The 21,897-nt window shown below is 72.4% G+C and carries 24 protein-coding genes; 10 read left to right on the forward strand and 14 right to left on the reverse strand.

Annotated elements, in window-relative coordinates; all coding sequences use genetic code 11:
• The first annotated feature begins 30 nt into the window (after window positions 1-30).
• Window positions 31-549: a DUF4240 domain-containing protein gene (locus OG444_RS11965; RefSeq protein WP_327262145.1), complete on the forward strand. Its 519-nt coding sequence runs from the start codon at window positions 31-33 to the stop codon at window positions 547-549.
• Between the two features lie 102 nt (window positions 550-651).
• Here the strand turns inward: OG444_RS11965 and OG444_RS11970 are convergent, their stop codons facing one another.
• A complete protein-coding gene (locus tag OG444_RS11970; RefSeq protein ID WP_327262146.1) occupies window positions 652-1,422 on the reverse strand; it encodes an SDR family NAD(P)-dependent oxidoreductase in 771 nt (256 codons plus the stop codon).
• A gap of 86 nt (window positions 1,423-1,508) precedes the next feature.
• Between OG444_RS11970 and OG444_RS11975 the strand changes: the two genes are divergently transcribed.
• The gene (locus tag OG444_RS11975; RefSeq protein ID WP_327262147.1) at window positions 1,509-2,165 is read left to right on the forward strand and encodes a TetR/AcrR family transcriptional regulator; all 657 of its coding nucleotides are present in this window, start codon (window positions 1,509-1,511) and stop codon (window positions 2,163-2,165) included.
• Window positions 2,166-2,245: 80 nt separating this feature from the next.
• Here the strand turns inward: OG444_RS11975 and OG444_RS11980 are convergent, their stop codons facing one another.
• Window positions 2,246-2,845 (reverse strand): hypothetical protein, encoded by a 600-nt coding sequence (locus OG444_RS11980; protein WP_327262148.1) that lies wholly within the window; start codon window positions 2,843-2,845, stop codon window positions 2,246-2,248.
• A 141-nt stretch (window positions 2,846-2,986) separates the two neighbouring features.
• Window positions 2,987-4,396, reverse strand: coding sequence for a type I glutamate--ammonia ligase (glnA, locus tag OG444_RS11985; RefSeq protein WP_031148608.1), 1,410 nt, complete (start codon window positions 4,394-4,396; stop codon window positions 2,987-2,989).
• A 186-nt stretch (window positions 4,397-4,582) separates the two neighbouring features.
• Between glnA and OG444_RS11990 the strand changes: the two genes are divergently transcribed.
• Window positions 4,583-5,050, forward strand: a complete 468-nt coding sequence (locus tag OG444_RS11990; protein ID WP_327262149.1) for an RDD family protein — start codon at window positions 4,583-4,585, stop codon at window positions 5,048-5,050.
• A gap of 106 nt (window positions 5,051-5,156) precedes the next feature.
• On the opposite strand, the gene OG444_RS11995 is transcribed toward OG444_RS11990, so the two are convergent.
• From OG444_RS11995 to OG444_RS12015, 5 genes are all read right to left on the reverse strand, one after another.
• A complete protein-coding gene (locus OG444_RS11995) occupies window positions 5,157-5,855 on the reverse strand; it encodes a DUF4191 domain-containing protein (RefSeq protein ID WP_327262150.1) in 699 nt (232 codons plus the stop codon).
• Between the two features lie 10 nt (window positions 5,856-5,865).
• Window positions 5,866-6,063, reverse strand: a complete 198-nt coding sequence (locus OG444_RS12000; RefSeq protein WP_030389055.1) for an SCO2195 family GlnR-regulated protein — start codon at window positions 6,061-6,063, stop codon at window positions 5,866-5,868.
• Between the two features lie 368 nt (window positions 6,064-6,431).
• Window positions 6,432-7,379 carry a lipoyl synthase gene (gene lipA / locus OG444_RS12005; RefSeq protein WP_079404752.1) on the reverse strand — a complete coding sequence of 316 codons (948 nt, stop codon included), beginning with the start codon at window positions 7,377-7,379 and terminating at the stop codon, window positions 6,432-6,434.
• Between the two features lie 108 nt (window positions 7,380-7,487).
• Window positions 7,488-8,288 carry a lipoyl(octanoyl) transferase LipB gene (gene lipB, locus OG444_RS12010; protein ID WP_327262151.1) on the reverse strand — a complete coding sequence of 267 codons (801 nt, stop codon included), beginning with the start codon at window positions 8,286-8,288 and terminating at the stop codon, window positions 7,488-7,490.
• A 76-nt stretch (window positions 8,289-8,364) separates the two neighbouring features.
• Window positions 8,365-8,649: a hypothetical protein gene (locus OG444_RS12015; protein ID WP_327262152.1), complete on the reverse strand. Its 285-nt coding sequence runs from the start codon at window positions 8,647-8,649 to the stop codon at window positions 8,365-8,367.
• 173 nt (window positions 8,650-8,822) lie between these two features.
• Here OG444_RS12015 and OG444_RS12020 point away from each other — a divergent pair, with 173 nt between their 5' ends.
• Window positions 8,823-10,262: a regulator gene (locus tag OG444_RS12020; protein WP_327262153.1), complete on the forward strand. Its 1,440-nt coding sequence runs from the start codon at window positions 8,823-8,825 to the stop codon at window positions 10,260-10,262.
• Window positions 10,263-10,345: 83 nt separating this feature from the next.
• Here the strand turns inward: OG444_RS12020 and OG444_RS12025 are convergent, their stop codons facing one another.
• The 3 genes from OG444_RS12025 to OG444_RS12035 form a co-directional block, all read right to left on the reverse strand.
• The gene (locus OG444_RS12025) at window positions 10,346-11,617 is read right to left on the reverse strand and encodes an NAD(P)/FAD-dependent oxidoreductase (protein WP_327262154.1); all 1,272 of its coding nucleotides are present in this window, start codon (window positions 11,615-11,617) and stop codon (window positions 10,346-10,348) included.
• A 213-nt stretch (window positions 11,618-11,830) separates the two neighbouring features.
• Window positions 11,831-12,718 (reverse strand): TIGR01777 family oxidoreductase, encoded by an 888-nt coding sequence (locus tag OG444_RS12030; RefSeq protein ID WP_327262155.1) that lies wholly within the window; start codon window positions 12,716-12,718, stop codon window positions 11,831-11,833.
• A 189-nt stretch (window positions 12,719-12,907) separates the two neighbouring features.
• Window positions 12,908-13,666 carry a VIT1/CCC1 transporter family protein gene (locus tag OG444_RS12035; RefSeq protein WP_442810502.1) on the reverse strand — a complete coding sequence of 253 codons (759 nt, stop codon included), beginning with the start codon at window positions 13,664-13,666 and terminating at the stop codon, window positions 12,908-12,910.
• A gap of 89 nt (window positions 13,667-13,755) precedes the next feature.
• On the opposite strand from OG444_RS12035, the gene OG444_RS12040 reads away from it, so the two are divergent.
• On the forward strand, window positions 13,756-14,850 hold the full coding sequence (locus tag OG444_RS12040) for a PP2C family protein-serine/threonine phosphatase (RefSeq protein WP_327262156.1): 1,095 nt from the start codon (window positions 13,756-13,758) through the stop codon (window positions 14,848-14,850).
• Window positions 14,851-15,034: 184 nt separating this feature from the next.
• On the opposite strand, the gene OG444_RS12045 is transcribed toward OG444_RS12040, so the two are convergent.
• Window positions 15,035-15,286 carry a hypothetical protein gene (locus OG444_RS12045; RefSeq protein ID WP_327262157.1) on the reverse strand — a complete coding sequence of 84 codons (252 nt, stop codon included), beginning with the start codon at window positions 15,284-15,286 and terminating at the stop codon, window positions 15,035-15,037.
• Window positions 15,287-15,393: 107 nt separating this feature from the next.
• Here OG444_RS12045 and OG444_RS12050 point away from each other — a divergent pair, with 107 nt between their 5' ends.
• Together OG444_RS12050 and OG444_RS12055 are read left to right on the forward strand one after the other, a co-directional pair.
• Window positions 15,394-15,765 (forward strand): ArsC/Spx/MgsR family protein, encoded by a 372-nt coding sequence (locus OG444_RS12050; protein WP_327262158.1) that lies wholly within the window; start codon window positions 15,394-15,396, stop codon window positions 15,763-15,765.
• A 23-nt stretch (window positions 15,766-15,788) separates the two neighbouring features.
• Window positions 15,789-16,172 (forward strand): VOC family protein, encoded by a 384-nt coding sequence (locus OG444_RS12055; protein WP_327262159.1) that lies wholly within the window; start codon window positions 15,789-15,791, stop codon window positions 16,170-16,172.
• Between the two features lie 33 nt (window positions 16,173-16,205).
• Here OG444_RS12055 and OG444_RS12060 read toward each other — a convergent pair whose 3' ends face one another.
• On the reverse strand, window positions 16,206-17,099 hold the full coding sequence (locus OG444_RS12060) for an alpha/beta fold hydrolase (RefSeq protein WP_327262160.1): 894 nt from the start codon (window positions 17,097-17,099) through the stop codon (window positions 16,206-16,208).
• A gap of 172 nt (window positions 17,100-17,271) precedes the next feature.
• Between OG444_RS12060 and OG444_RS12065 the strand changes: the two genes are divergently transcribed.
• The 3 genes from OG444_RS12065 (at window position 17,272) to OG444_RS12075 (ending at window position 20,878) form a co-directional block, all read left to right on the forward strand.
• Window positions 17,272-17,694, forward strand: a complete 423-nt coding sequence (locus tag OG444_RS12065; RefSeq protein ID WP_442810503.1) for a MarR family winged helix-turn-helix transcriptional regulator — start codon at window positions 17,272-17,274, stop codon at window positions 17,692-17,694.
• Entirely contained in the window at window positions 17,691-19,091 is a 1,401-nt protein-coding gene (gene pdxR / locus OG444_RS12070) for a MocR-like pyridoxine biosynthesis transcription factor PdxR (protein ID WP_327262162.1), read from the forward strand. Before OG444_RS12065 ends, pdxR begins: the two co-directional genes overlap by 4 nt.
• A gap of 1,262 nt (window positions 19,092-20,353) precedes the next feature.
• A complete protein-coding gene (locus OG444_RS12075) occupies window positions 20,354-20,878 on the forward strand; it encodes a hypothetical protein (protein ID WP_327262163.1) in 525 nt (174 codons plus the stop codon).
• Here OG444_RS12075 and OG444_RS12080 read toward each other — a convergent pair.
• The gene (locus OG444_RS12080; RefSeq protein WP_327266753.1) at window positions 20,871-21,737 is read right to left on the reverse strand and encodes a Gfo/Idh/MocA family protein; all 867 of its coding nucleotides are present in this window, start codon (window positions 21,735-21,737) and stop codon (window positions 20,871-20,873) included. The genes OG444_RS12075 and OG444_RS12080 overlap by 8 nt on opposite strands.
• Window positions 21,738-21,897: the final 160 nt, after the last annotated feature.

Here is a 21,897-nt window from a genome sequence, read left to right on the forward strand (position 1 = left end):
CCGGGGTGAACCCGTGATGCTGGAGCGGTGATGGACGAGACGGAGTTCTGGGAGATCATCGACCGTACCCGCGAGGCCGCCGACGGCGACCCCGAGGAACACGCCGAGCTGCTCGTGGAACGGCTCGCACAGCTCGACCCGGACTCCGTCCTGGACTTCGCCCGGCACTTCGAGTCCCGGTACAACCGGGCGTACACCTGGGACCTGTGGGGGGCCTCTTGGGTGCTGCTCGACGGGGCGAGCGACGACGCCTTCGACTACTTCCGCTGCTGGCTCATCGGGCAGGGGCGGGAGGTGTTCGAGGGCGGGGTGCACGATCCGGACCAGCTGGCGGAACTCCTGGGCGAGTTCGACGAGGAGATCGACGGGGACGGCGAGGAGCTGGGGTACGCGGCGGACGAGGCGTACGAGCAGCTGACCGGGGCGGTGGCGCCGGACCTGGGGATCCCGCTGCAGGCGGCGGAGCCGGAGGGCGCCCCGCTGGACTTCGAGAACGAAGCCGTGCTCGCGGAGCGCTACCCCCGGCTGTGGGACCGGTTCCGTGCTTGATCACATCACGTGAGCAGCCTGAGCAGCCTGAGCAGATTTGAAGTTGAGGCCTGAGCCTGAGCCTGAGCCTGAGCCTGAGCCTGAGCAGCCTGGACAGGCTGCTCAGTAGTGCGTGCCGCCGTCGATGCGGATCTCCGTGCCGGTGATGAAGGCCCCGTCCTCGGAGCCCAGCATGGCGACGACGCCGGCGACCGTCTGCGGGCCGGCGAAGCCCTGGCCGAGGGCCGGGGCGAGCTTGGTGAAGAGCGACCAGTCGGTGTCCTCCGGCAGGCCGGGGCCGTTGCCGGTGGTCATGCCGCTTTCGATGGAGCCGGGTGCGACGCTGACGAAGCGCAGGCCCTGCTTGCTGTACTCGGCGGCCAGCGCGTGGGTCATGGACTGGATGCCGCCCTTGCTGGCCGCGTAGGCGGACATGTAGGGGTGGGCGAAGGACGCCGAGGTGGAGCTGAAGTTCACGACGGCCGGCCGGTCGCCCGCGAGCAGCGCCGGCAGGGCCTCGCGGATCATCAGGAAGGTGCCGGTCAGGTTGACCCCGATGACCTGGTTCCAGAGGTCGAGCGTGGTCCGGTGGGTGTGCGCCGAGCGCAGGATGCCGGCGGCGTTGACCAGTACGTCGATCCCGCCGAGGGCAGCGACCGCGGTGGCCACGCCCTCCTTGACGGCGTTCTCGTCGGATATGTCGAGGAGCGCGGTGGTGAGCCGGGCCGCGTGCCCGTCGGCGGCGGCGCGGTCGGCGGTGGCCTTCAGGCCGGCCTCGCTGACGTCCACGGTGTGGACCCGGCCGCCCTCGGCGAGGATGCGGTGAACGGTGGCCTGTCCGATGCCGGAGCCACCGCCGGTGATGAGGACGCGACGTCCTTCGTAACGGTTCATGGCGCGAGCGTACCGAAGCCATGTCACGTTTTGCCATGGCGACAAAGGATGTAATTGTCGAGGTTCGCGGAGGGTACGCTTCACTCGTGAGATCCCCACGTCCGTACGCTCCCCAGGCCGGCCCCGGAACCCAGTCGCTGACCGAGCGCCGCAAGGCCGCCACCCAGCTCGACATCGCCCGCGCGGCCTGCGAGCTGTTCGCCGAACACGGCCCGGACGGCACCACCGCCGAGGACATCGCCCACCGCGCCGGGGTGGCACTGCGCACCTTCTACCGCTACTTCCGCAACAAGCAGGAGGCGGTGGCCCCGCTGCTGGCGGGCGGCGGCGACGCGTGGCGCGCCCTGCTCGCCGAGGAGCACCCCGGGACCCCGCTGGCCGAGGCGCTGGAGCGCGCGGTGACCCGGTCGCTGAGCGGACAGCAGGCGGTCGAGGAGGGCTTGGAGGTGACCCGCGGGCTGCTGCGCGCGGCGGTGGACGACCAGGCCCTGCGCGCGGTCTGGTACCGCGTGAACCAGGACTCCGAGGAGCATCTGGTCCCGGTGATCACCCGGCTGGTGGGCCCGGAGGCCGACCCGCTGGAAGTACGTCTGCTCGCCGCGGCGGCCACGGACGCGATCCGCGTCACGCTGGAGCTGTGGTCGACGACGGACGCCCCGGTCTCCGGTCCGGGCTCTCCCGCGGAACTCGCGGTCCGCTGCCTGCGCGACCTCACAGGAGCGATGCCCCTGCTCCTCCGGTAGGCCCGGAGGAGCAGGGGCATCGCATCGATCGGTTCGGGGTACGGGATCGGACCCGTGGGCCCTAGGCGTCCCGGTGGGGCTCAGCGACCACCCCAGCCGCCTCCGCCGCCTCCGCCACCCCCTCCACCGCCGCCGCCACCCCAGCTGCCGTTGCCGCCGTCGCCACCGCGACCGCCGCCGCCACCCCAGCTGCCGCCGCCGTCGCCACCGCGACCGCCGCCGCCACCCCAGTTGCCGCCGCCGTCGCCGCCGTTACCGCCACGGCCGTTGCCCCAGTCGCCGTTGCCACCGCGACCGTTGCCCCAGTCACCGTTGCCATTGCCGCCACGGCCGTTGCCCCAGTCGTCGTGGTTGCGCCAGTCACCGTTGCCACCACGGCCGGAGTCGTTCCAGTTCGACCAGTCGCGCCAGTTGTGGTTGTCGCGCCAGTTGTCGTTGTATCCGCCGACGCCGCCCTGGTCCCAGCACCAGCTGGGCCGGTTGCGCCAGTCATGGTTGCAGCAGGCGTCCCACCGGGCGTCGGAGCGGTTCGAGGGGTAGCGCCAGCAGTCGTAGCCGCCGTTCCCTCCGCCGCCACCACTGCCGGTGACGACCGAAGCCGAGGCGCTGGCGACGGGCAGCAGACCTATCGCGATTCCCGCGGCGCCCGCCATGGCTGCCGCAACGATCTTACGGCGCATTCTCATGCACCTCCGCACATGTCTCGCTTATGAGCTTTTTAGGTCATTTCCACCCTCACTCGCCCATGCGGCCCTGTCAAAGCGGAAAGGCCCCCCGCCGCTCTCCGAAGAGAGTGGCGGGGGGCCTCCCATCAGGCATTTTTAGAGGTCGAAGTACAGCTCGAACTCGTGCGGGTGCGGACGCTGCGCGATCGGGGCGATCTCGTGCGTGCGCTTGTAGTCGATCCAGGTCTCGATCAGGTCGGGGGTGAAGACACCGCCGGCCAGGAGGTACTCGTGGTCCTCCTCCAGGGCCTTGAGGACGTCCTCGAGGCTGGTCGGGACCTGCGGGACGCTCGCGTGCTCGTCGGGCGAGAGCTCGTAGAGGTCCTTGTCGATCGGCTCCATCGGCTCGATCTTGTTCTTCACGCCGTCGAGGCCCGCGAGCAGCAGCGCCGCGAAGGCGAGGTACGGGTTGGACGACGGGTCCGGGGCGCGGAACTCGACGCGCTTGGCCTTCGGGTTCGAGCCCGTGATCGGGATGCGCATCGCGGCGGAGCGGTTGCGCTGCGAGTACACCATGTTGACCGGCGCCTCGAAGCCCGGAACCAGGCGGTGGTAGGAGTTCACCGTCGGGTTGGTGAACGCCAGCAGCGACGGGGCGTGCTTGAGGATGCCGCCGATGTAGTAGCGCGCGGTGTCCGACAGGCCCGCGTAGCCGGCCTCGTCGTAGAACAGCGGGTCGCCGTTCGCCCACAGCGACTGGTGCACGTGCATGCCCGAGCCGTTGTCACCGAAGATCGGCTTCGGCATGAAGGTCGCGGTCTTGCCGTTGCGCCAGGCGACGTTCTTCACGATGTACTTGAAGAGCATCAGGTCGTCGGCCGCGGCGAGCAGCGTGTTGAACTTGTAGTTGATCTCGGCCTGGCCACCGGTGCCGACCTCGTGGTGCTGACGCTCGACCTGGAGGCCCTGGGCGTCCAGCTCGAGGGAGATCTCGGCGCGCAGGTCGGCGAAGTGGTCGACCGGGGCTACGGGGAAGTAACCACCCTTGTAGCGGACCTTGTAACCACGGTTGTTCTCCTCGGAGCCGGTGTTCCACGCTCCGGCCTCGGAGTCGATGTGGTAGAAGCTCTCGTTCGCGGTGGTCGCGAAGCGCACGCTGTCGAACACGTAGAACTCGGCCTCGGGGCCGAAGTACGCGGTGTCGGCGATGCCGGTGGAGGCGAGGTACGCCTCGGCCTTCTTCGCGATGTTGCGCGGGTCGCGGCTGTAGGCCTCGCCCGTGATCGGGTCGTGGATGAAGAAGTTGATGTTGAGCGTCTTGTCCTTGCGGAACGGGTCCAGACGCGCGGTGCTGATGTCGGCACGCAGCGCCATGTCGGACTCGTGGATCGCCTGGAAGCCGCGGATCGAGGAGCCGTCGAAGGCGAGCTCCTCGTTCGGGTCGAACGCGCGCCCCGGGATGGTGAAGTGCTGCATCACACCAGGCAGGTCGCAGAAGCGGACGTCAACGAACTTGACGTCGTTCTCCTCGATGTACTGCTTCACTTCGTCGGCGTTCTGGAACATCCAACTCCTCCTACTCCCGGCCCCGGGGCAGGGACGGGTTTTTTTAGCTCGTGGTGCGTCAGTGCGGTGCCGCACGCTGACCCGACCATAAGCAGACGGGATTTCCCAAGCATGACCCATTTGTTTCGCACAAGTTAACCAGGGTCCCGGCACAGGGCCGTGCGACGCCACGGGTACCGTGTTCGGGTGGACAACAGACAGGCAATCGGATCCTGGCTCTCCGGCCCCCGCGCGGCCGCCGAGGAGATGGGCGTCGACTTCGGCTATCCGGGCCAGCGGCTCGGCCTGCCGCAGCAGGGGCCCGGCTCGGTGGCACGGTTCGGGCGTCGGCTCGGAGCCGTCGCAATCGACTGGATCGGCTGCCAGCTGATTGCCTACGGGCTGATCACCGGCGGCAACCTGGCCGCGACGGGCGACTGGACCCTCGGGCTCTTCCTGGTTCTCACGATCCTGACGGTCGGCACCGTGGGCTTCACCCCCGGCAAGCGGATCCTGGGCCTCCGGGTGATTTCGGAGTCCGGCGGCCGCCTCGGCATCCTCCGCGTGGTCCTGCGCACGCTGCTGCTCGCCCTGGTCATCCCGGCGCTGATCTGGGACCGCGACGGCCGCGGCCTGCACGACCGGCTCGCCCGCGCCGTCCAGGTCCGCATCTAGGAACCGCATCCGGACTCCGGCAGAACGCGTACGACACAGGGGTGCCCCCCGAGCCTGCGGGCTCGGGGGGCACCCCTGTGTCGTATACGAAAATCAGGTGACCGGGTCAGCGCATCTTTCCGCCGCGCGGCATCTTCATGCCCTTCGGCATGGGGCCCTTCGGCAGCGGCATGTTGCTCATGAGGTCACCCATGGCGCGCAGCTTGTCGTTGACCTGGGTGATCTGCGGGCCGGCCAGCACGCGCGGCAGCTTGAGCAGGGTGGTGCGCACCTTCTTGAGCGGCACCTCGCCCTCGCCCGTGCCCACGATGAAGTCGTGCACCGGCACGTCCGGCATGATCCGGGCCAGCTTCTTCTTCTCGTTCGCGAGCAGCGGCTTCACGCGGTTCGGGTTGCCCTCGGCGATCAGCACGACGCCGGCCTTGCCGACGGCCCGGTGGACGATGTCCTGCTGTCGGGTCATCGCGACGGCCGGGGTGGTCGTCCAGCCCCGTCCCACGTTGTCCAGTACGGCCGCGGCCGCTCCCGGCTGTCCCTCCATCTGCCCGAAGGCAGCCCGCTCGGCCCGTCGCCCGAAGACGATCGCCATCGCGAGGAAAGCCACCAGGAAGCCCAGGGCGCCCAGGTAGATCTCGTGGTCGATCAGGAAGCCGATCGCAAGAAAGACACCGAAGGTGATGATTCCCACGCCCGCGACGATCAGACCGACCTTCGGGTCCGCCTTGCGCGTCATCTTGTACGTCAGGGCGATCTGCTTCAGTCGCCCGGGGTTCGCAGCAGTCTCTGCGTTTGACTTCCTCGCCATACAGCGAAGTTTACGTGGCCTGCGGGGTTCGGGTAGCCGCGGCCTCAAGTACGTGTTCGGTTTCGACCCGGTCCTTGGCCCTCTTGCGGTCCTCCAGGACCGCCGTCCAGGCGTTGCGACGGGCCCCGCTCATCAACAGGGACTCGATGCCCCGGAAGGCGTCGGAGAAGGTCGGGATGGCAATGGCGCGTACGGGCGCGGCCTGCATGATGTCGATCCCTTTCACGATGCTCGCCCTCTGTGTGATGCGAGCGGTGTGTGCGGTGCGTGGACCAATCGTCACTGACTGGTGTTACCAGGGCATGACCGGTCGGTCAAATGTGATGTACACGTTGCAAACACTGACGCGGCCCGCCGGACTCTTCCTCGGGAAGAGCCTAGGGGCCGCGTCGGCGCGGTGTTACTCGGTAGTAACGTTTTGTGCTCGACTTCACACGTTCGCCGCAGGGACGATCACGCGGGCGGTCGGGCGATCAGACGCTCGCGCGCTTCTTCGTGCCTGCGGTCGGGCTCCGCCTCGTCACCGCTCCGGCCGAGTGCCCGCCCTCGTACCTCGGGCGGACCCTCAACCTGCACTCAGACTCGGCTGCGCTTCTCCATCGCCTGCTGGTAGAGGCGACCCGCACGATACGAAGACCGGACCAGCGGGCCGGACATCACGCCGGAGTAGCCGATCTCCTCGGCCTCCTTCGCCAGCTCCACGAACTCGGCCGGCTTCACCCAGCGCTCGACGGGGTGGTGCCGCGGCGAGGGGCGCAGGTACTGGGTGATGGTGATGAGCTCGCAGCCGGCCTCGTGCAGGTCCTTCAGGGCCTGCGAGACCTCCTCGCGCTCCTCGCCCATGCCGAGGATCAGGTTCGACTTGGTCACCAGGCCGTAGGCACGGGCCTTGGTGATCACCTCGAGCGAGCGCTCGTAGCGGAAGCCGGGGCGGATCCGCTTGAAGATCCGCGGCACCGTCTCGACGTTGTGCGCGAAGACCTCGGGGCGGGAGGCGAAGACCTCCTCCAGCAGCTCCGGCACCGCGTTGAAGTCGGGGGCCAGCAGCTCGACCTTGGTGTGGCCGGCCTCACGGCCCGCCGTCTGCTGGTGGATCTGGCGCACGGTCTCCGCGTACAGCCAGGCACCGCCGTCGGCCAGGTCGTCGCGCGCGACGCCCGTGATGGTGGCGTAGTTCAGGTCCATCGTGACCACGGACTCGCCGACGCGCCGCGGCTCGTCACGGTCCAGCGCCTCGGGCTTGCCCGTGTCGATCTGGCAGAAGTCACAGCGCCGGGTGCACTGGTCACCACCGATGAGGAAGGTGGCCTCGCGGTCCTCCCAGCATTCGTAGATGTTCGGACAACCGGCTTCCTGGCACACCGTGTGCAGTCCTTCGCCCTTCACCAGGGCCTGCATCTTGGTGTACTCGGGACCCATCTTCGCCCGGGTCTTGATCCACTCGGGCTTGCGCTCGATGGGCGTCTGGGCGTTACGGACCTCCAGGCGCAGCATCTTGCGTCCGTCGGGTGCGACTGCGGACACGACCGGCTCCCTGTGACTTCGATTGTTCGGCGCCCACCAGGGTACGCCCGTAATTTCATACGCTCTTACGTCGGCCAACCTATGGACGGCCGAGTGCATTCCCGAGGGCTAGGCGCCCACGGCAGGCTCTATTTCGCGGGGCCGCAGCTCCGCGTGCTCCAGTACGTCCTTCAGGTGCCGTTCGGCGACCGGCAGGACCTCGGCGATGGTGATCTCGCGGCCCAGTTCGTACGAGAGCGAGGTCACACCGGCGTCCCGGATCCCGCAGGGGATGATCCGGTCGAACCAGGTGCTGTCCGGGTTCACGTTGATCGCGAAGCCGTGCATCGTGACGCCCTTGGCGACCCGGATGCCGATGGCGGCGAGCTTGCGGTCCTCGCGACGCTGGCCGGCGTTGGACGGAGCGTACTCGGGGCCGTTCAGACGGGCGTCGAACTCCTCGTCGTGCAGCCGCGGGTCGAACTCCAGCGACAGCCCGCCGAGCCTGGGACGCTCCTCGACCGGGTCCCCGAGCACCCACACCCCGGAGCGGCCCTCGACCCGGGTGGTCTCCAGGCCGAACTCGGCGGCGGTGCGGATCAGGGCGTCCTCCAGGCGGCGGACGTGCGCGACCACGTCCACCGGGCGGGGCAGCTTCATGATCGGGTAGCCGACCAGCTGGCCCGGGCCGTGCCAGGTGATCTTGCCGCCGCGGTCCACGTCCACGACGGGGGTTCCGTCGAGCGGGCGCTCGCTGGGGTCGGTGCGCCGGCCCGCCGTGTAGACCGGCAGGTGTTCCAGCAGCAGGCAGGTGTCCTCGATCTCGTCCGCGAAGCGGGCCGCGTGCACCCTGCGCTGTTCTTCCCAGGCCACGGTGTACTCGACGGAATCCGGGCCGAAGCCCAGATGGACAAACCCCAGCTCAGCCACCGCAGCGCCTCCTCATTGAACCTGCTGTGTGCACGTACCTCACTGAGCAAGAGTACGGCGACCCGTGCCGGCCCCTTCAGGGCCCCGGCGCAGGCTCCACGAGCGGCCACGGCAGCTGCTTCGGCCGGCGCCGTCCCTTGGGCGGCCGGTCCGGGTCCTCGTCGGCGCGCGGCAGCCGCCGGTGGCCCTCCGAGTGGTCGTTCACCCAGCCGCACACCCCGCACGCGTACCGGCCGTCGAGCCCCGCGATGTAGGTGCCGCAGCGGCGGCACTCCGCCTCGGTCAGTTCGGGCGGGGGCAGGGGTGCGGTGGATTCGGTTCGCTCCTCGGGGAGGTGCGCCCCGTGGGGCCGAGGGGTCATGGGCCGCAGCGTACGCGGGCGGAGGGGGCCGGTCCGTAAAGGGCCCTACGCATTCTGCACACGATCGGATGAATGTGGGGCAGAGAGGGCGGCATCGGCGAAGTTCGCCGCTACATTCACGCCGTTCACAGGGCCGGGACTCCGGTCCGTCACGTCAGGAAACCGTGGAGCCGATGACGGAACGACCTGCCCAGCGCGTCCCCAACCGGCAGCTCGCGGCGCTGATCGCGGAAGCCGGGTTCTCCAACGCCGGGCTCGCCCGCCGCGTCGACCAGCTCGGCCTGGAGCACGGTCTCGATCTGCGGTACGACAAGACCTCGGTCACGCGGTGGCTGCGCGGGCAGCAGCCCCGCGGAACCACCCCCGCGCTGATCGCCGAGGTCTTCACCCGCCGCCTCGGACGGCGGCTGTCCGCCCAGGACCTGGGCCTGGACGCCTGCGCGCCCGTGTACGCCGGGCTGGAGTTCGCGGCCACCCCCGAGGAGGCCGTCGACATCGCGAGCGGACTGTGGCGCAAGGACTCCGGCTCCCACGCCGAGCTCCGGAAGATCGCCTTCACCCCGGCCGGGCTGGTGGTGCCGAGCCGGGACTGGCTGATCGGGCGGGCCGACGAACGGGTCGGCCGCGGCGCCGAGCCCGCCGCGGCCCGCGTCCCGCTGCAGGGGCGGGCCTCGGTGCCCCGGCAGCGGCAGATCGACCGCGGCCCCGGGCAGCGCGTGACGAGCGGGGACATCGCCGCGCTGAGATCGGTGAGCGAGCTGTTCCGGACCCTGGACCAGGCCTACGGCGGCGGGCACGCCCGCCAGGCCCTGGTGCGCTACCTGGAGCACGAGGCCGAGCCGATGCTCCGCGGGACCTACGGGGAGACCACGGGGCGGCGGCTGTTCTCGGCCGCCGCCGATCTGACCCGGCTCGCGGGCTGGACCTCGTACGACATCGCCGCGCACGGGCTCGCCCAGCGGTACTTCGTGCAGGCCCTGCGGCTCGCGCAGGCGGCCGCGGACCGCCCCTACGGCTCGTACGTGCTGGTCACCATGAGCCGCCAGGCGGTCTACCTCGGCCACGGGCGCGAGGCCGTGCAGCTGGCCCGGGTGGCCCAGCAGGGCATGGGCTCCGGCCCGCCGCCGGTGGTGCAGGCGCTGCTCCACTCGGCGGAGGCGCGCGGGCACGCGGTCCTCGGCGAGGTCCGCGCGTCGACCGCGTCCCTGGTGCGGGCCGAGCGGGCGCTGGGCGCGGCCCGGCCGGGGGACGACGTACCGCACTGGGCCCGGTTCTTCGACGAGGCGCAGCTGGCGGACGAGTTCGGGCACTGCCACCGGGACCTCCAGCAGTACCGGGCCTCGGCACAGCACGCGGAGCGGTCCCTGCAGCTGAGGTCGCCGGGGTACGCGCGGTCCCGGCTGTTCTGCCGGGTGGTGCTGGCCACGGCCCGGCTGGGGCTGGGCGAGCTGGACCAGGCGTGCGCGCTGGGCGCGGAGGCGGCGCAGCAGGCGATGGAGATGCGGTCGGTGCGCGCGGTGGAGTACGTACGGGACTTCGAGCGGCGGCTGGAGCCGTACCGGGACGCCTCGGCCGTGCGGACCTACCGGGACCGGGTGGCCGCCCTGTCGTGAACCGGCGGGTCCGCTGCCCGGTCCCCGAACCCCGAACGCCGGCGGGGCCGCATCACGGCCCCGCCGGCGTCGTCGAGTGGTTCTCAGGCCGCCACCGGGAGTGCGGGCTCCGGGGCGACCGGGAGCGGGATGCCGAAGTCGCGCAGAACGGCGCCGGCCGCCCGGCGGGCCGAGTGCAGGGCTCCCTGGACGGTGTTGGTGTCGCGGTGGTCACCGCACACGTACAGCCCGGCCAGCACCCGTACCGGACGCCGCAGGTCGTACGGCGGGGGCATCGCGGGGACCGCCTCCGGGGTGTGGTGGACGGCCAGCAGCTCCCACTCGCGGGTGGGGGTGTCGTAGAGCCGGGCGAGCCGCGCGGCGACCGTGCGCGCGGGCGGCGGCGGGCCGAGCACGGTAGTGGTGACCAGGCTCCGGCCGGCGGGGGCCCGGGTCGGGTCGACCGCACTCATCACGGCTGTGTGGGAGACGGGCCAGTTGGGGTCGCCGTCCACGAGCAGCGAGCCGTCCCTGGGCAGGGGTGTGGTGGTGGCGTGGTGCAGGACGGTGACCTCGTGGAAGGCGGGCACGCGCAGGCCGGGCAGGAGTTCGGCGGCGGCGCGGGCCCCGGTGGCCAGGAGGACGGACCGGCAGCGGAAGTCGCCGTGCTCCTCGGTGGTGACCAGGTTGGTCGCCACCGACCGGACCCGCACTCCGGTTCGTACGGTGCCGGGCGGCAGGGCGGCGGCGAGCAGGTCCGGCAGGACCGCCGCGCCGCCCTCGGGCACGGCGAGCCGGCCACGGGCGAAGGTGCGCAGGGCGAGGTCGGCGACCCGGCTGGAGGTGGTGAGCTCCGGGTCGCGCAGCAGGGTGGCGAGCAGGGGGCGGAGCACCCCGTTCAGGGTGCGTGCCGGCAGAGCGCGGGAGCGCAGGGCGGCGTGCGCGGTGCGTTCGGGACGGGCGAGGAGCTTCTCCTCGGACAGGGTGGCGAACCGGCCGAGGGCGGCGCTGATCCGGGCCTGGTCGAGGGAGCGGCTGGCCAGGGCCCGGGCCGGGGTGAGGACCCCGACCCGGAGCTGTTTCCCGTCGGTGTGGACGAGGACGCCCGGTGTGAAGGGGCGCAGGGTCAGGGCCCGCAGGCCCGGGGTGCGTTCGAGCTCCGTGTACGTGGTGTTGAGCAGTTGGCCGATCCGGTCGAGCCGGAACCCGTCGGCGGACTCGGTGGCCATCCGCCCGCCGGGGTCGTCCGCGGCTTCGAGGACGGTGACCGTGACTCCGGCGGCGATCAGGTGCTGCGCTGCCGCGAGTCCTGAGACTCCGGCTCCTACGATGACGACGTCCGCATGGTGTGCGGCATGGTGTGCGCTGCTGAGCACGTGCCCCTCCCCGAGGTCGGCGCGGCTGTGTGGGGATCCTCCTTCCCCCAACCGGTCAAAGGGGAACCCGAGTTCGGTGTGGTATTGCGGTCAACTCCGGTCGCACAGCGGTCGCATACGGGTCACAAACGGTCGCACGGCGGTCGCACACACAGCTCAGAGCGCGGCGCGGATCTCGGAGTGCGGCACGCATCCCGGAGCGTGGCACGGAGCTCAGAGCGCGGCGCGGATCGCCTGCTCGATGCCCGGGTCCGTGAAGACGAAGCCGGACTCCAGCAGCCGGACGGGCCGGGCCCGCTGACTGCCCAGCACGTCCTCGGAGAACTCCCCGAGCGCGACGCGCAGGGCCACGGCCGGTACGGGCAGCACGGCCGGCCGGTGCAGCACCCGCGCCATGGCCTCGGTGACCTGGCGGTTGGTCAGCGGCTCCGGGGCGGTGAGGTTGACCGGGCCGGCCAGGCCGGGGGTGTCGATGATGTGCCGCAGGGCCGCGATCTCGTCCCGGAGGGAGATGTACGACCAGTACTGGCGGCCGTTGCCGAGCCGGCCGCCGAGTCCCGCGCGGAAGAGGGGGAACATCCGCCCCCAGGCCCCGCCCTCCCCGGCGACGACCAGGCCGGTACGGGCGAACGCGGTCCGGATCCCGGCCGCCCGGGCCGGGGCGGCGGCCGCCTCCCACTCCACGCAGACCGAGGGCAGGAACCCGCGCCCGGCCGGGGCGCTCTCGTCCACGGCCCGGTCGCCGGTGTCGCCGTAGTAGCCGACGGCCGAACCGCTGACCAGGACGGTGGGCGGCTCGTCGAGGGCGGCGAGGGCGGTCGCGAGCGCGGCCGTGCCGAGCACCCGGCTGTCGCGGATCTCCCGCTTGTACGCGGCCGTCCACCGGTGGTCCCCGACCCCGGCCCCGGCCAGGTGCACGACGGCCCCGCAGCCGGCCAGCCCGGCGGGATCCACGTACCCGCGCGCGGGGTCCCACCGCGCCTCGTCGGCTGCGGCGGGCTCCCGCCGCACGAACCGCACGACCTCGTGCGCGTCCGCCCGAAGGGACCGCACGAGTGCACTTCCGATGAGCCCGGTCGCCCCGGTGACAGCAATCCGCATCCCCCCATCCTGCCGGGTCGCTGCGCGGGCTCGGCGGGATTCGGGGGTGCGTCGTTGTCCTTCGCCGGACGCGCGTGCCCCGGCGGGCGTCACCCCACGGCGCCCCGGACCCCGCGCCTCCATCGCCGGCGGGGCTGGAAAACCAGCCCCGCCGGCGATGGAGGCGCGGGGTCCGGGGCGGAGCCCGGTTCAGGCGGTCGTGCCGAGCCAGGTGCCGACCGCGTAGGTCACGGCCATGGCCAGGGCGCCGCCCAGGACGTTGCGGGCGACCGCCCTCGGCAGCGGCGCCCCGCCCAGCCGCGCGCTGATCACCCCGCACAGCGTCAGCGCCGCCAGCACCGCAAGCACCGTCACCGGCACCCGCGCCGACGGCCCCGGCAGGAGGATCGCCAGCAGCGGCAGCAACGCCCCCACCGTGAAGGCGATCAGGCTGGCGAAGGCCGCGTGCCAGGGGTTGGCCAGCTCGTCGGGGTTGATCCCGAGCTCCACCCGGGCATGGGCCCGCAGCGCATCCCGCTCCGTCAGCTGCTCGGCGGCCTCCCGCGCCACCTCCCGGCTGAGTCCCCGCTCCGCGAGCAGGTCGGTCAGCTCGTCGAGCTCCGCCTCCGGCTCCTCGGCCAGTTCCCGGCGCTCCATGTCCAGGGCGGCCCGCTCGGAGTCCCGCTGCGAGCTCACGGAGACGTACTCCCCCGCCGCCATCGACAGCGAGCCCGCCAGCAGCCCGGCGACGCCCGCCGCCAGGATGGCCGGGCGGGAGGTGGTGGCCCCGGCCATGCCGACCACCAGGCCCGCGGTGGAGATGATCCCGTCGTTCGCGCCGAGCACACCCGCGCGCAGCCAGTTGAGCCGCGTGCTGATCTCCGCGCTCTGCGTGCCGCCGCCCTCCCCGTGCGCCTCGATGTGTGCCCGGCCGGGCGGCCGTTTCCCCGCGCTCTCGCTTCCGCTCACGCCCCCACTGTCACGGGCCGGGGCCCACGGGGCCACCCGGCGGACCGGTCCGGGGTGCGCGGGCCCCGCCCCCGTACCAGGGTGGAGTAGTGAGACGCCGACGTCAGGAGACGGGCTGGCTGCGCGGCGAGCCGCCGCCGCGCTGGGCCCGGATCGCGCCCGCGGTGGCCCTGGTCGTGCTGGTCCTCGCCCAGGCGATCACCCCTGGCGATGTCGAGCTCGGGTTCTTCCTGGCCGGTCTGCCCCCGGTGGCCGCCTTCGCGTACGGGGCGGCCGGCACCGCGGTCTTCGCCGCCATCGTGCTCCTGCTTCTGGGGGTGCACGAAATCGGCGTCGCCCACGCCCGCGGGACGGACCTGGCCACGGTGGCCGTCGTCGGCGTGCTGAGCGTGGTGATCGCCTGGGTCCGGCAGCGCCGGGACGCCCAGCTGGTCAGCGTGCGTACGGTGGCGGAAGCGGCCCAGCTCGCGGTCCTTCCGCCGGTGCCGGAGCGGGTGGGTCCGGTGCGCTGCTCCGGCCTCTACCGGGCGGCGCAGCAGGGCACCCTGGTCGGCGGGGACCTCTACGACGTACGGGCCGGGCCCTACGGCGTGCGGGCACTGGTCGGGGACGTGCAGGGGCACGGCCTGGCGGCGGTCGGCACGGTGGCGGCGCTGCTCGGCGCCTTCCGCGAGGCCGTGATCGACGACGTCGGACTGGGCGCGGTCGCGGCCCGGCTGGACCGGCGGCTGGTGGCGGACGCGGCGGCCACCTCGGTCGAGCCTGCGGAGCTGTTCGCGACGGCGATGCTGCTGGAGTTCCCGCCCGGGCTGGATCTCGTACGGATCGTGTCGTGCGGGCATCCGCCCGCCCTGCGGGTGCGCGGGTCGGTGGTGGAGGAAGTGACCGTGGAGCCGGGGCCTCCGCTCGGCCTGGGTCTTTTGGGCTCCAGCCCACCGGCGGTGAAAGAGCTGTCGGTGCGCCCCGGGGACCAGCTGCTGCTGCACACGGACGGCGTGACGGAGGCCCGGGACGCGACGGGGCACTTCTACCCGCTGGCGGCCCGGGTGCCCGTACTCGCGCGGGATCCGGACGGCCTGATCGGGGCGGTCTGGCGGGACCTCGCGGCCTTCACGAACGGCGGTCCGCACGACGACGTGGCCATGCTGCTGCTGTCCCTGGACGGCGCGGAACCGGCCGTTTAGGCGAGGACCGGACAGCCGTGCGCGGTGCAGCCGTGCGCCATGCAGCCGTGCGCCGCGCCCGGGGCCCCGACCACGCTCGGTCGGGACCCCGGCTCACGGTGACGCGCCGCAGCGACGACCACCGCTGCGGCCGCGACGGCGACTGCGGCCGCGACGGCGACTGCGCCCGGGCCTACGCTTTCGTCTACGCCTCCGTGATGAACGCGCGCACCATCTTGCAGGTGACGTTCGACGGCCGGTGGATCCCCGTCCGGACAGCCATCGTCCGGATCTTCCGGTTGGTCGCGCGCCGAGCGTCGTACGTCCCCGAGTCGAGCAGGGATATCGCCAGCCGCATCGCCTTCAGCCGCCGGTTGTGGCTCTCGTACCACTCGCGGGGCAGGCCCGCCGGCAGCGGCTTCTTCTTGACGTGCTGAATGGTGGTGGCAGTGGCCATCTACAGCCTCCCAAACGGTAGTTGGCTTCCTGTCGTTCTCCCTCGATTTTACCGGGGACCACTGACAAAAGACCCTGGCCAGACCGGCCCTGGGTAGGGTTGGCGGCATGGAGATCTGGATCAATCCCGCCTGTTCCAAGTGCCGCAGCGCCCTGACCCTGCTGGACGCGGAGGGCGCCGACTACACGGTGCGCCGCTACCTGGAGGACGTGCCCTCCGAGGACGAGATCCACGAGGTGCTCGGCCGCCTCGGACTGGAGCCCTGGGACATCACCCGCACCTCGGACCCGCTGGCGAAGGAGACCGGCGTACGGGACCTGCCGCGCGAGGAGACGGACGCGGCGCGCGGGCTCTGGATCGCCCACCTGGCCGCCCACCCGAAGCTCATCCAGCGCCCGATCATCACCGCCGAGGACGGTACGGCCGTGGTCGCCCGCTCCGAGGAGGCCGTCCGCGACGCCCTGTCCCGCAAGAGCTAGAGGTTCTCCCTAGACTGGCGGGCATGGCATGCCGCATCAGTGAGCTCGTCATCGACGCCGCCGACCCCGGCCGGCTGGCCGCGTTCTGGAGCCAGGTCCTCGGCTACGTCGAGATCGGCCGGGAGGACGACGGAAGCATCGAGATCGGGCCGCCCGGCGTCGGTTTCGGCGGCCCGCAGCCCACCCTCGTCTTCGGCCCCAGCAGCGACCCGCGGCCCGGGAAGCTCAGACTGCACATCGACGTCAACGCCACCGACCGCGACCAGGACGCCGAACTGGAGCGGCTGCTCGCCCTCGGTGCCAGGCCCGCGGACGTCGGCCAGAGCGGCAACGAGAGCTGGCACGTCCTGGCCGACCCCGAAGGCAACGAGTTCTGCCTCCTGCGCAGGCGGCTCCAGCCCTTGTGACCGGCCGGTGCGGCCCGTACGACCCGTACGGCCTCAGGGCGCGAACCGCTGCGCGATCTCCGCGGCCGCGGTCAGCGGCAACGCGTGGTGCGAGACCCCGGGCAGTACGTCGACCCGCGCGCCCGGCAGCACGGCACGCGCGGCCCGGGCGGCCCGGGCGGAGTCGTGGCAGCGGGCGCGTTCGGCGAAGAGGACATCGACCCGCGGGCCCGCGAGTCCCGCCAGGTCCGGGCGCGGCCCGGTGACCGGCCGGACGGCGGGGAAGCCTGCGCTCTCCTCCTGCAGCCGCAGCCAGGCCGCGTCGAGCGCGGCCCCACGGGTCTCCCAGGCGAGGAAGGAGCGGATCCGCTCCGGGGTGGGCCGTACCAGAATGGGCAGCGCGCGCACCGCGTACCCCGGGCGCAGCCCCGCGAAGACCTGCGTCGGGTCGAGCAGCACCAGCCGGCCGAGCCGGGCCGGGCGACGGGCCGCGTAGTGGGCGGCGATCCAGGCCCCGTACGAGTGCCCGGCGAGCGTCACGGACCTGCGCGGACCGGGCCCGCCGCGGTCCTCGCCAAGGACGCCGCCGCGGCCCTCGCCAAGGACGCCGCCCACGACCGCGTCGAGGACTGCATCGAGCCAGCCGATCAGGTCCTCGGCCGTCCGGATCGCCCGCCCGGGCGCCGGGACGCTGAGCCCCGGATCCCCTACCAGGTCCACGGCGTGCACCCGGTGGGCGCGGGCCGCCCCGGCGGCGACGCAGGACCCCCACACGACGGAAGTGGCCCCGCCGCCCGGCAGCAGCACCAGCGGCGGGGCGTCGGCCGGGCCGCAGCTGTTGACCCGGGTGACCCCGTACGGGGTGGCCAGGTCGACGGCCTCGACCGACCCGGGCCACCGGCCGAGCGCCTCCTCGTAGGCGGCGCGGAAGGAAGACGTTCGGGGCATGTCCGGCTCCAATGTCTCGCCAGGCGTTAATCTCGCTCAGCGAGAGATTTTAGGCGGGGACGAGATGGACGACAACGACAGCCTGGACCAACGAGCAGCCGGGGGCGGGGAATTGAGGAGCGAGGAGCCCGTGGCCGGACCCGCGAACCGGGAACCCGACAACCTTCGACTGGTGCATCTACTGAGGGCGGTGACCGTCGAGTTCGGCCTGCGCCAGGCCGACTTCGCCGCCCGCAACGGCATGCACCCCACCGACGTACGCGCCCTCATCTGCCTGCTGGACGCGGCCCGCGCGGACGAGCCGGCCACCGCCGGCCTGCTCGGTGCCCGGCTCGGCCTCAACTCCGCGGGCACCACCGCAGTGATCGACCGCCTCGAGCGGCTCGGCCACGTGGCACGGATCCGCGACGGCCATGACCGCCGCCGGATCCTGCTGCGCGTGGAGCCGGGGGCGATCCGCCTGGGCCGGGAGTTCTTCGGCCCCCTCATCGACGGGGTGCTCCAAGTGCTCGACTCCTTCGACCCCGCCGAACGGGAGACCGTGCGCCGCTTCCTGACCGCCGCCCACACCGTCTTCACCGCGGAGCGCCCATGACCACCCCCGACCCGGGCGGCTCCGACCTGCACCTGGAACTTCCCGCCGGAGGCGCCCGGCGGACCGCCCTCGCCCAGGCCCTGCGCGAGGCCGTACGCAGCGGGCGGCTGGCCGGCGGGACCCGGCTGCCGCCGTACCGGACACTGGCCGCCGACCTCGGGCTGGCCCGCAACGCCGTCGCCGACGCGTACGCCGAACTCGTCGCCGAGGGCTGGTTCACGGCCCGGCAGGGCTCCGGCACCCGCGTCGCCGAAGGAGCCGCCACCGCGGACGCACCGGCCGCCGCGGCCGGACCCGCGCCCGCACGGCCGCGCCACGACCTCCTCCAGGGCAAACCGGACCCCGCCTCCTTCCCCCGTAGCGCCTGGGCCGCCAGCGCCCGACGGGCCCTGGCCGAGGCACCCACCGAGGCCTTCGGCCCCGGAGATCCGCAGGGCCGCCCCGAACTGCGGCGGGCCCTGGCCGGCTACCTGTCCCGGGCGCGGGGCGTGCACTGCACCCCCGAGAACATCGTGATCTGCTCCGGCTTCGCCAACGGACTGCGGCTCCTGGCGTCCGTCCGGCCCCGCGACTGGGCGGTCGAGGAGTACGGACTCCCCTTCCACCACGGCATCCTCCAAGCCGCCGGGGTACGACCGCACCCGGTCGCGATCGACGAGGACGGCGCCCGCACGGACGAACTGCCCTCCCGCGCACGTACGTTGCTGCTCACTCCGGCACACCAGTTCCCGACCGGCGCCCGCCTGCTGCCCGCGCGGCGCGCGGCTGCCGTGGAATGGGCCCGCGCCGGCGATGCGGTGATCGTGGAGGACGACTACGACGGGGAGTTCCGCTACGACCGCAAACCGGTCGGCGCACTGCAGGGGCTGGCGCCCGAACACGTGGTGTACGCGGGCTCGCTGAGCAAGAGCCTCTCCCCCGCGCTCCGCCTGGGCTGGCTCGTCCTCCCGGACCACCTCCGCGATCAGGTCCTCGCCGCCAAGGGCATGCGGGAGTCCTGGGCGAGCGCGCTGGACCAGCTGGCGCTGGCCGACTTCATCGAGTGCGGGGCGTACGACCGCCACGTCCGCCGGATGCGGCTGCGTTACCGGACCCGCCGCGACCAACTGGTCGCGGCACTGGCGGCACGCGCCCCGGAGGTCAAGGTGACGGGCATCTCGGCCGGACTGCATGCCGTACTGGAACTCCCGCCGGGCCGGGAAGCCCCCGCTCTCGCGGCGGCCCACGCCGCGGGCCTGTCCCTGGACGGCCTCTCGTCCTACCACCACCCGGCGGCCGGCACCCCACCCCGCGAGGGCCTGGTGGTCGGCTACGCGGCACCCCCGGACGCGGCATTCACCCGGGCGGTGGCAGCACTGGCGCGGGTGACGGGCGGGCACGGCGGGGCGGGGGCCTGAGAGGCGGGGGGCTTCGGGGGCGGCGGGAGCCGAGCGCTCGGGAGTCAGGGATGTGTATGGGGGTTTCCCGTCAGTCCCATCGTCTCTCCGTGTCGGGCCGGCCCCTCAAGGGCGCTCCCTACGGTCGCGTCGCTGCGCGATGGCCTGCGGCCACCCTTGACCGACCGTCCCGCCCCGGACATACGAAGACTGTCGGGAAGCCCCCAAAGGAACGGGCCGGGGGACAAGAGGCAGGAGCGGGGCGGCCGGAGAAGCCCTGCCCGGTCGGGCGCGAAAGGGCACCTTCCCGAGACGGGGCCCATCCAGACCACCGGCCGGGTCGGTGGGCGCATCAAATCGCTACGCGCTCCTCATCTCTCAGCGTCCGACGACCGTCCGGGGCCGGACATAGGCCGCCCACGGCCTCGGTTCGTCTCACGAGATGCGTCCGACGGCCGTCCGGGGCCGTTGAGAGGGATTGACGGCTGATTCCCCTGCCATTCCGTCGTGGATCCGGGTCAGTGCACAAGTGACACCACAAACCCGCCCCCAAACAGGGGTAATTGGGGCAAACGGTCGGCGATCCGAGCGGTCCGCTCTCGCTGACCCGACTCCACGACGGAAAGGCCGCTGTCCGACGCTTTTCCACCCCGGACAGCCCTCAGACGCCCTCCATGAGGAGTGCTGGGGCCTCTTGGGCGGCTTATGACCGGCCGCAGACGGTCGCCGGACGCATCTCGACAGAGGAACTGAGGCCGTGGGCGGCCTATGTCCAGCCCAAGACGGTCGTCGGACGCCGAGAGATGAGGAGCGCGTAGCGATGGGACGCGCTTCCCCCGACCCGGGCCCTGGTCCGGATGGGCCCCGTCTCGGGGGCGTGCCTTCCCCCGACCGGGCAGGGCTTCTCCGGCCGCCCCGCCCTTGGAAGCTCGGACCGGCTCGTTCTTTTGGGGGCTTCCCGACAGTCTTCGTATGTCCGGGGCGGGACGGTCGGTCAAGGGTGGCCGCAGGCCATCGCGCAGCGACGCGACGACGAAGGAGGAGCGCCCTTGAGGGACCGGCCCGACACGGAGAGACGATGAGACTGACGGGAAACCCCCATACACATCCCTGACTCCCGAGCGCTCGGCTCCCGCCATCCCCCAGCCACCCCGCGCCCCTCAAGCCCCCGCCCCACCACCTCCGCCCCGCCCCGCCCCACACCCTCTTCATCTCACCCCCACCTCGCACCCCCTAGGGTGACCGGAGAGCCAAAAAGGATGAATCGCACCAAAGGACGCGTCGTGAGTGAGCAGCAGTCGCAGCCCCAGGCCCGGCCGGCCCGACCCTCCCGGCGGGGGGCCGACTGGATGTTCGGCGGGGTGTACGGGACCGTTCTGGCGAGTGCGTTGCTGGCCGCGCTCGACCAGAAGGGGGACGAGTTCACCCCGTACTACGACGCCAGCTGGGTGTTCGTGACCGCCGCCACGGCCGGGCTCGCGCACGGGTATTCGCACCACATGGCCTCCCACCATCAGGACTCCGCCGCGCACCGGTGGCGGATGCTGGTCCTGGCGCTGTGGAACGAGTGGCCGCTGATCGTGGCCGCCCTGCCCACGGTCCTGCTGCTGGTCGCCGCCGGGCTCTTCGGCTGGGACTCGTACGGGGTGACCGCCGTCGGGCTGGGGCTGAACACCGCCCTGCTGTTCGGCTGGGGGTCGTTCGTGGCGCTCCGCGTGGGATACCGGCTCGGCTCCGCCCTGCTGATCGGCCTGGCCGACGCCACCATCGGCCTGGCCATCATCGTGGCGAACGCGGTGATCAAGTAGGGAGCTGGGCCTCCGCCTCGGCCAGGATCTCCGTCAGGCGGGCCCCGAACTCCACCCCGCGAGGGTCCGGCACTCCGGTCCGGGCCGCGGTGAGCAGGGCGTCAAGCGCACGGCCGTAGGCACCGGGTACGTCGCTCCAGCCGGGCAGTTCGTGCACGCCTTCGGTGCCGCGCAGTTCGAGTCCCACGCCGGCGGCGGCGCGCGGCGCGCCCAGGCTGAGCACTGCGGTGCTGGCCGCGCCCGAGGAGTGCCGGAGCGCCAGCTGGACGACGTCGGAGGGGCCTCGGGTGGCGCTGACCTCGGTGACGTCGCCGAGGATCGGGATCAGGACGGAGAGTGCGTGGGGGCCGACGTCCCACAGTCCGCCCTTGGCCTTGCGCCAGGGCGAGTCGGCGTAGGCGCTGGGCGTTCCGTCGGGCGGGAAGACGGCGCCGAGCCAGTGGGCCGCGGCCGTGAACCAGCCGGAGCGTCCGGCCTGCTCCTCGACCCAGCCGGCGGTGGGTTCGGCGAAGCGCAGGGTGAGGAAGACGACGGAGGCGACCCGGTGGCGCGCGACGGCTTCGGCGAGTGCGCGGGCGTCCTCGGCGGTGGTGGCGACGGGCTTGTCGAGGAGGACGTGGCATCCGGCGGCCGCGGCGCGGACGGCCATGGGGGCCTGCACGTCGGGCGGCAGGGCGAAGGCCACGGCGTCACATTCGGCGAACAGCTCGTCGGGGTCTTCGTACACCTTCACCCCGTACTCGTGCGCCAGCTCGGCGGCGGCCTCGGGCCGGCGGCCCCATACGCCGGCGAAGTCGGAGCCTGCGTGCGCGGCGAGGGCGGGCGCGTGGGTGCGGTGCGCCCACGGGCCGGTGCCCATGAGTCCGACCCGGGGCAGGCGGCCTGCGGCGGCCTGCTCGGCGGCATGTCCGGCCACGCTCTCGGCGGGACCCTCGGCAGAGTTCAAATCAGACGAAATGCTCACGCGGCAAGTCTGCCGCACCCGGAAGGGCGCGCCGCCACCAACCCGCACAACCCGC

The sequence above is a fragment of the Streptomyces sp. NBC_01232 genome (assembly GCF_035989885.1).
Taxonomy (GTDB): domain Bacteria; phylum Actinomycetota; class Actinomycetes; order Streptomycetales; family Streptomycetaceae; genus Streptomyces.

Excerpts from the sequence above, each read along its gene's own strand:
- OG444_RS12050 (WP_327262158.1), top strand. The coding sequence starts at position 15,394 with ATGGAGATCTGGATCAATCCCGCCTGTTCCAAGTGCCGCAGCGCCCTG.
- OG444_RS11980 (WP_327262148.1), bottom strand. The coding sequence starts at position 2,845 with ATGCGCCGTAAGATCGTTGCGGCAGCCATGGCGGGCGCCGCGGGAATC.
- OG444_RS12080 (WP_327266753.1), bottom strand. The coding sequence starts at position 21,737 with ATGGGCACCGGCCCGTGGGCGCACCGCACCCACGCGCCCGCCCTCGCC.
- OG444_RS12060 (WP_327262160.1), bottom strand. The coding sequence starts at position 17,099 with ATGCCCCGAACGTCTTCCTTCCGCGCCGCCTACGAGGAGGCGCTCGGC.
- OG444_RS12020 (WP_327262153.1), top strand. The coding sequence starts at position 8,823 with ATGACGGAACGACCTGCCCAGCGCGTCCCCAACCGGCAGCTCGCGGCG.
- OG444_RS12045 (WP_327262157.1), bottom strand. The coding sequence starts at position 15,286 with ATGGCCACTGCCACCACCATTCAGCACGTCAAGAAGAAGCCGCTGCCG.
- OG444_RS12015 (WP_327262152.1), bottom strand. The coding sequence starts at position 8,649 with ATGACCCCTCGGCCCCACGGGGCGCACCTCCCCGAGGAGCGAACCGAA.
- OG444_RS12055 (WP_327262159.1), top strand. The coding sequence starts at position 15,789 with ATGGCATGCCGCATCAGTGAGCTCGTCATCGACGCCGCCGACCCCGGC.
- OG444_RS11970 (WP_327262146.1), bottom strand. The coding sequence starts at position 1,422 with ATGAACCGTTACGAAGGACGTCGCGTCCTCATCACCGGCGGTGGCTCC.
- OG444_RS12030 (WP_327262155.1), bottom strand. The coding sequence starts at position 12,718 with ATGCGGATTGCTGTCACCGGGGCGACCGGGCTCATCGGAAGTGCACTC.
- OG444_RS11995 (WP_327262150.1), bottom strand. The coding sequence starts at position 5,855 with ATGGCGAGGAAGTCAAACGCAGAGACTGCTGCGAACCCCGGGCGACTG.
- pdxR (WP_327262162.1), top strand. The coding sequence starts at position 17,691 with ATGACCACCCCCGACCCGGGCGGCTCCGACCTGCACCTGGAACTTCCC.
- OG444_RS11965 (WP_327262145.1), top strand. The coding sequence starts at position 31 with ATGGACGAGACGGAGTTCTGGGAGATCATCGACCGTACCCGCGAGGCC.
- glnA (WP_031148608.1), bottom strand. The coding sequence starts at position 4,396 with ATGTTCCAGAACGCCGACGAAGTGAAGCAGTACATCGAGGAGAACGAC.
- OG444_RS12000 (WP_030389055.1), bottom strand. The coding sequence starts at position 6,063 with ATGCAGGCCGCGCCCGTACGCGCCATTGCCATCCCGACCTTCTCCGAC.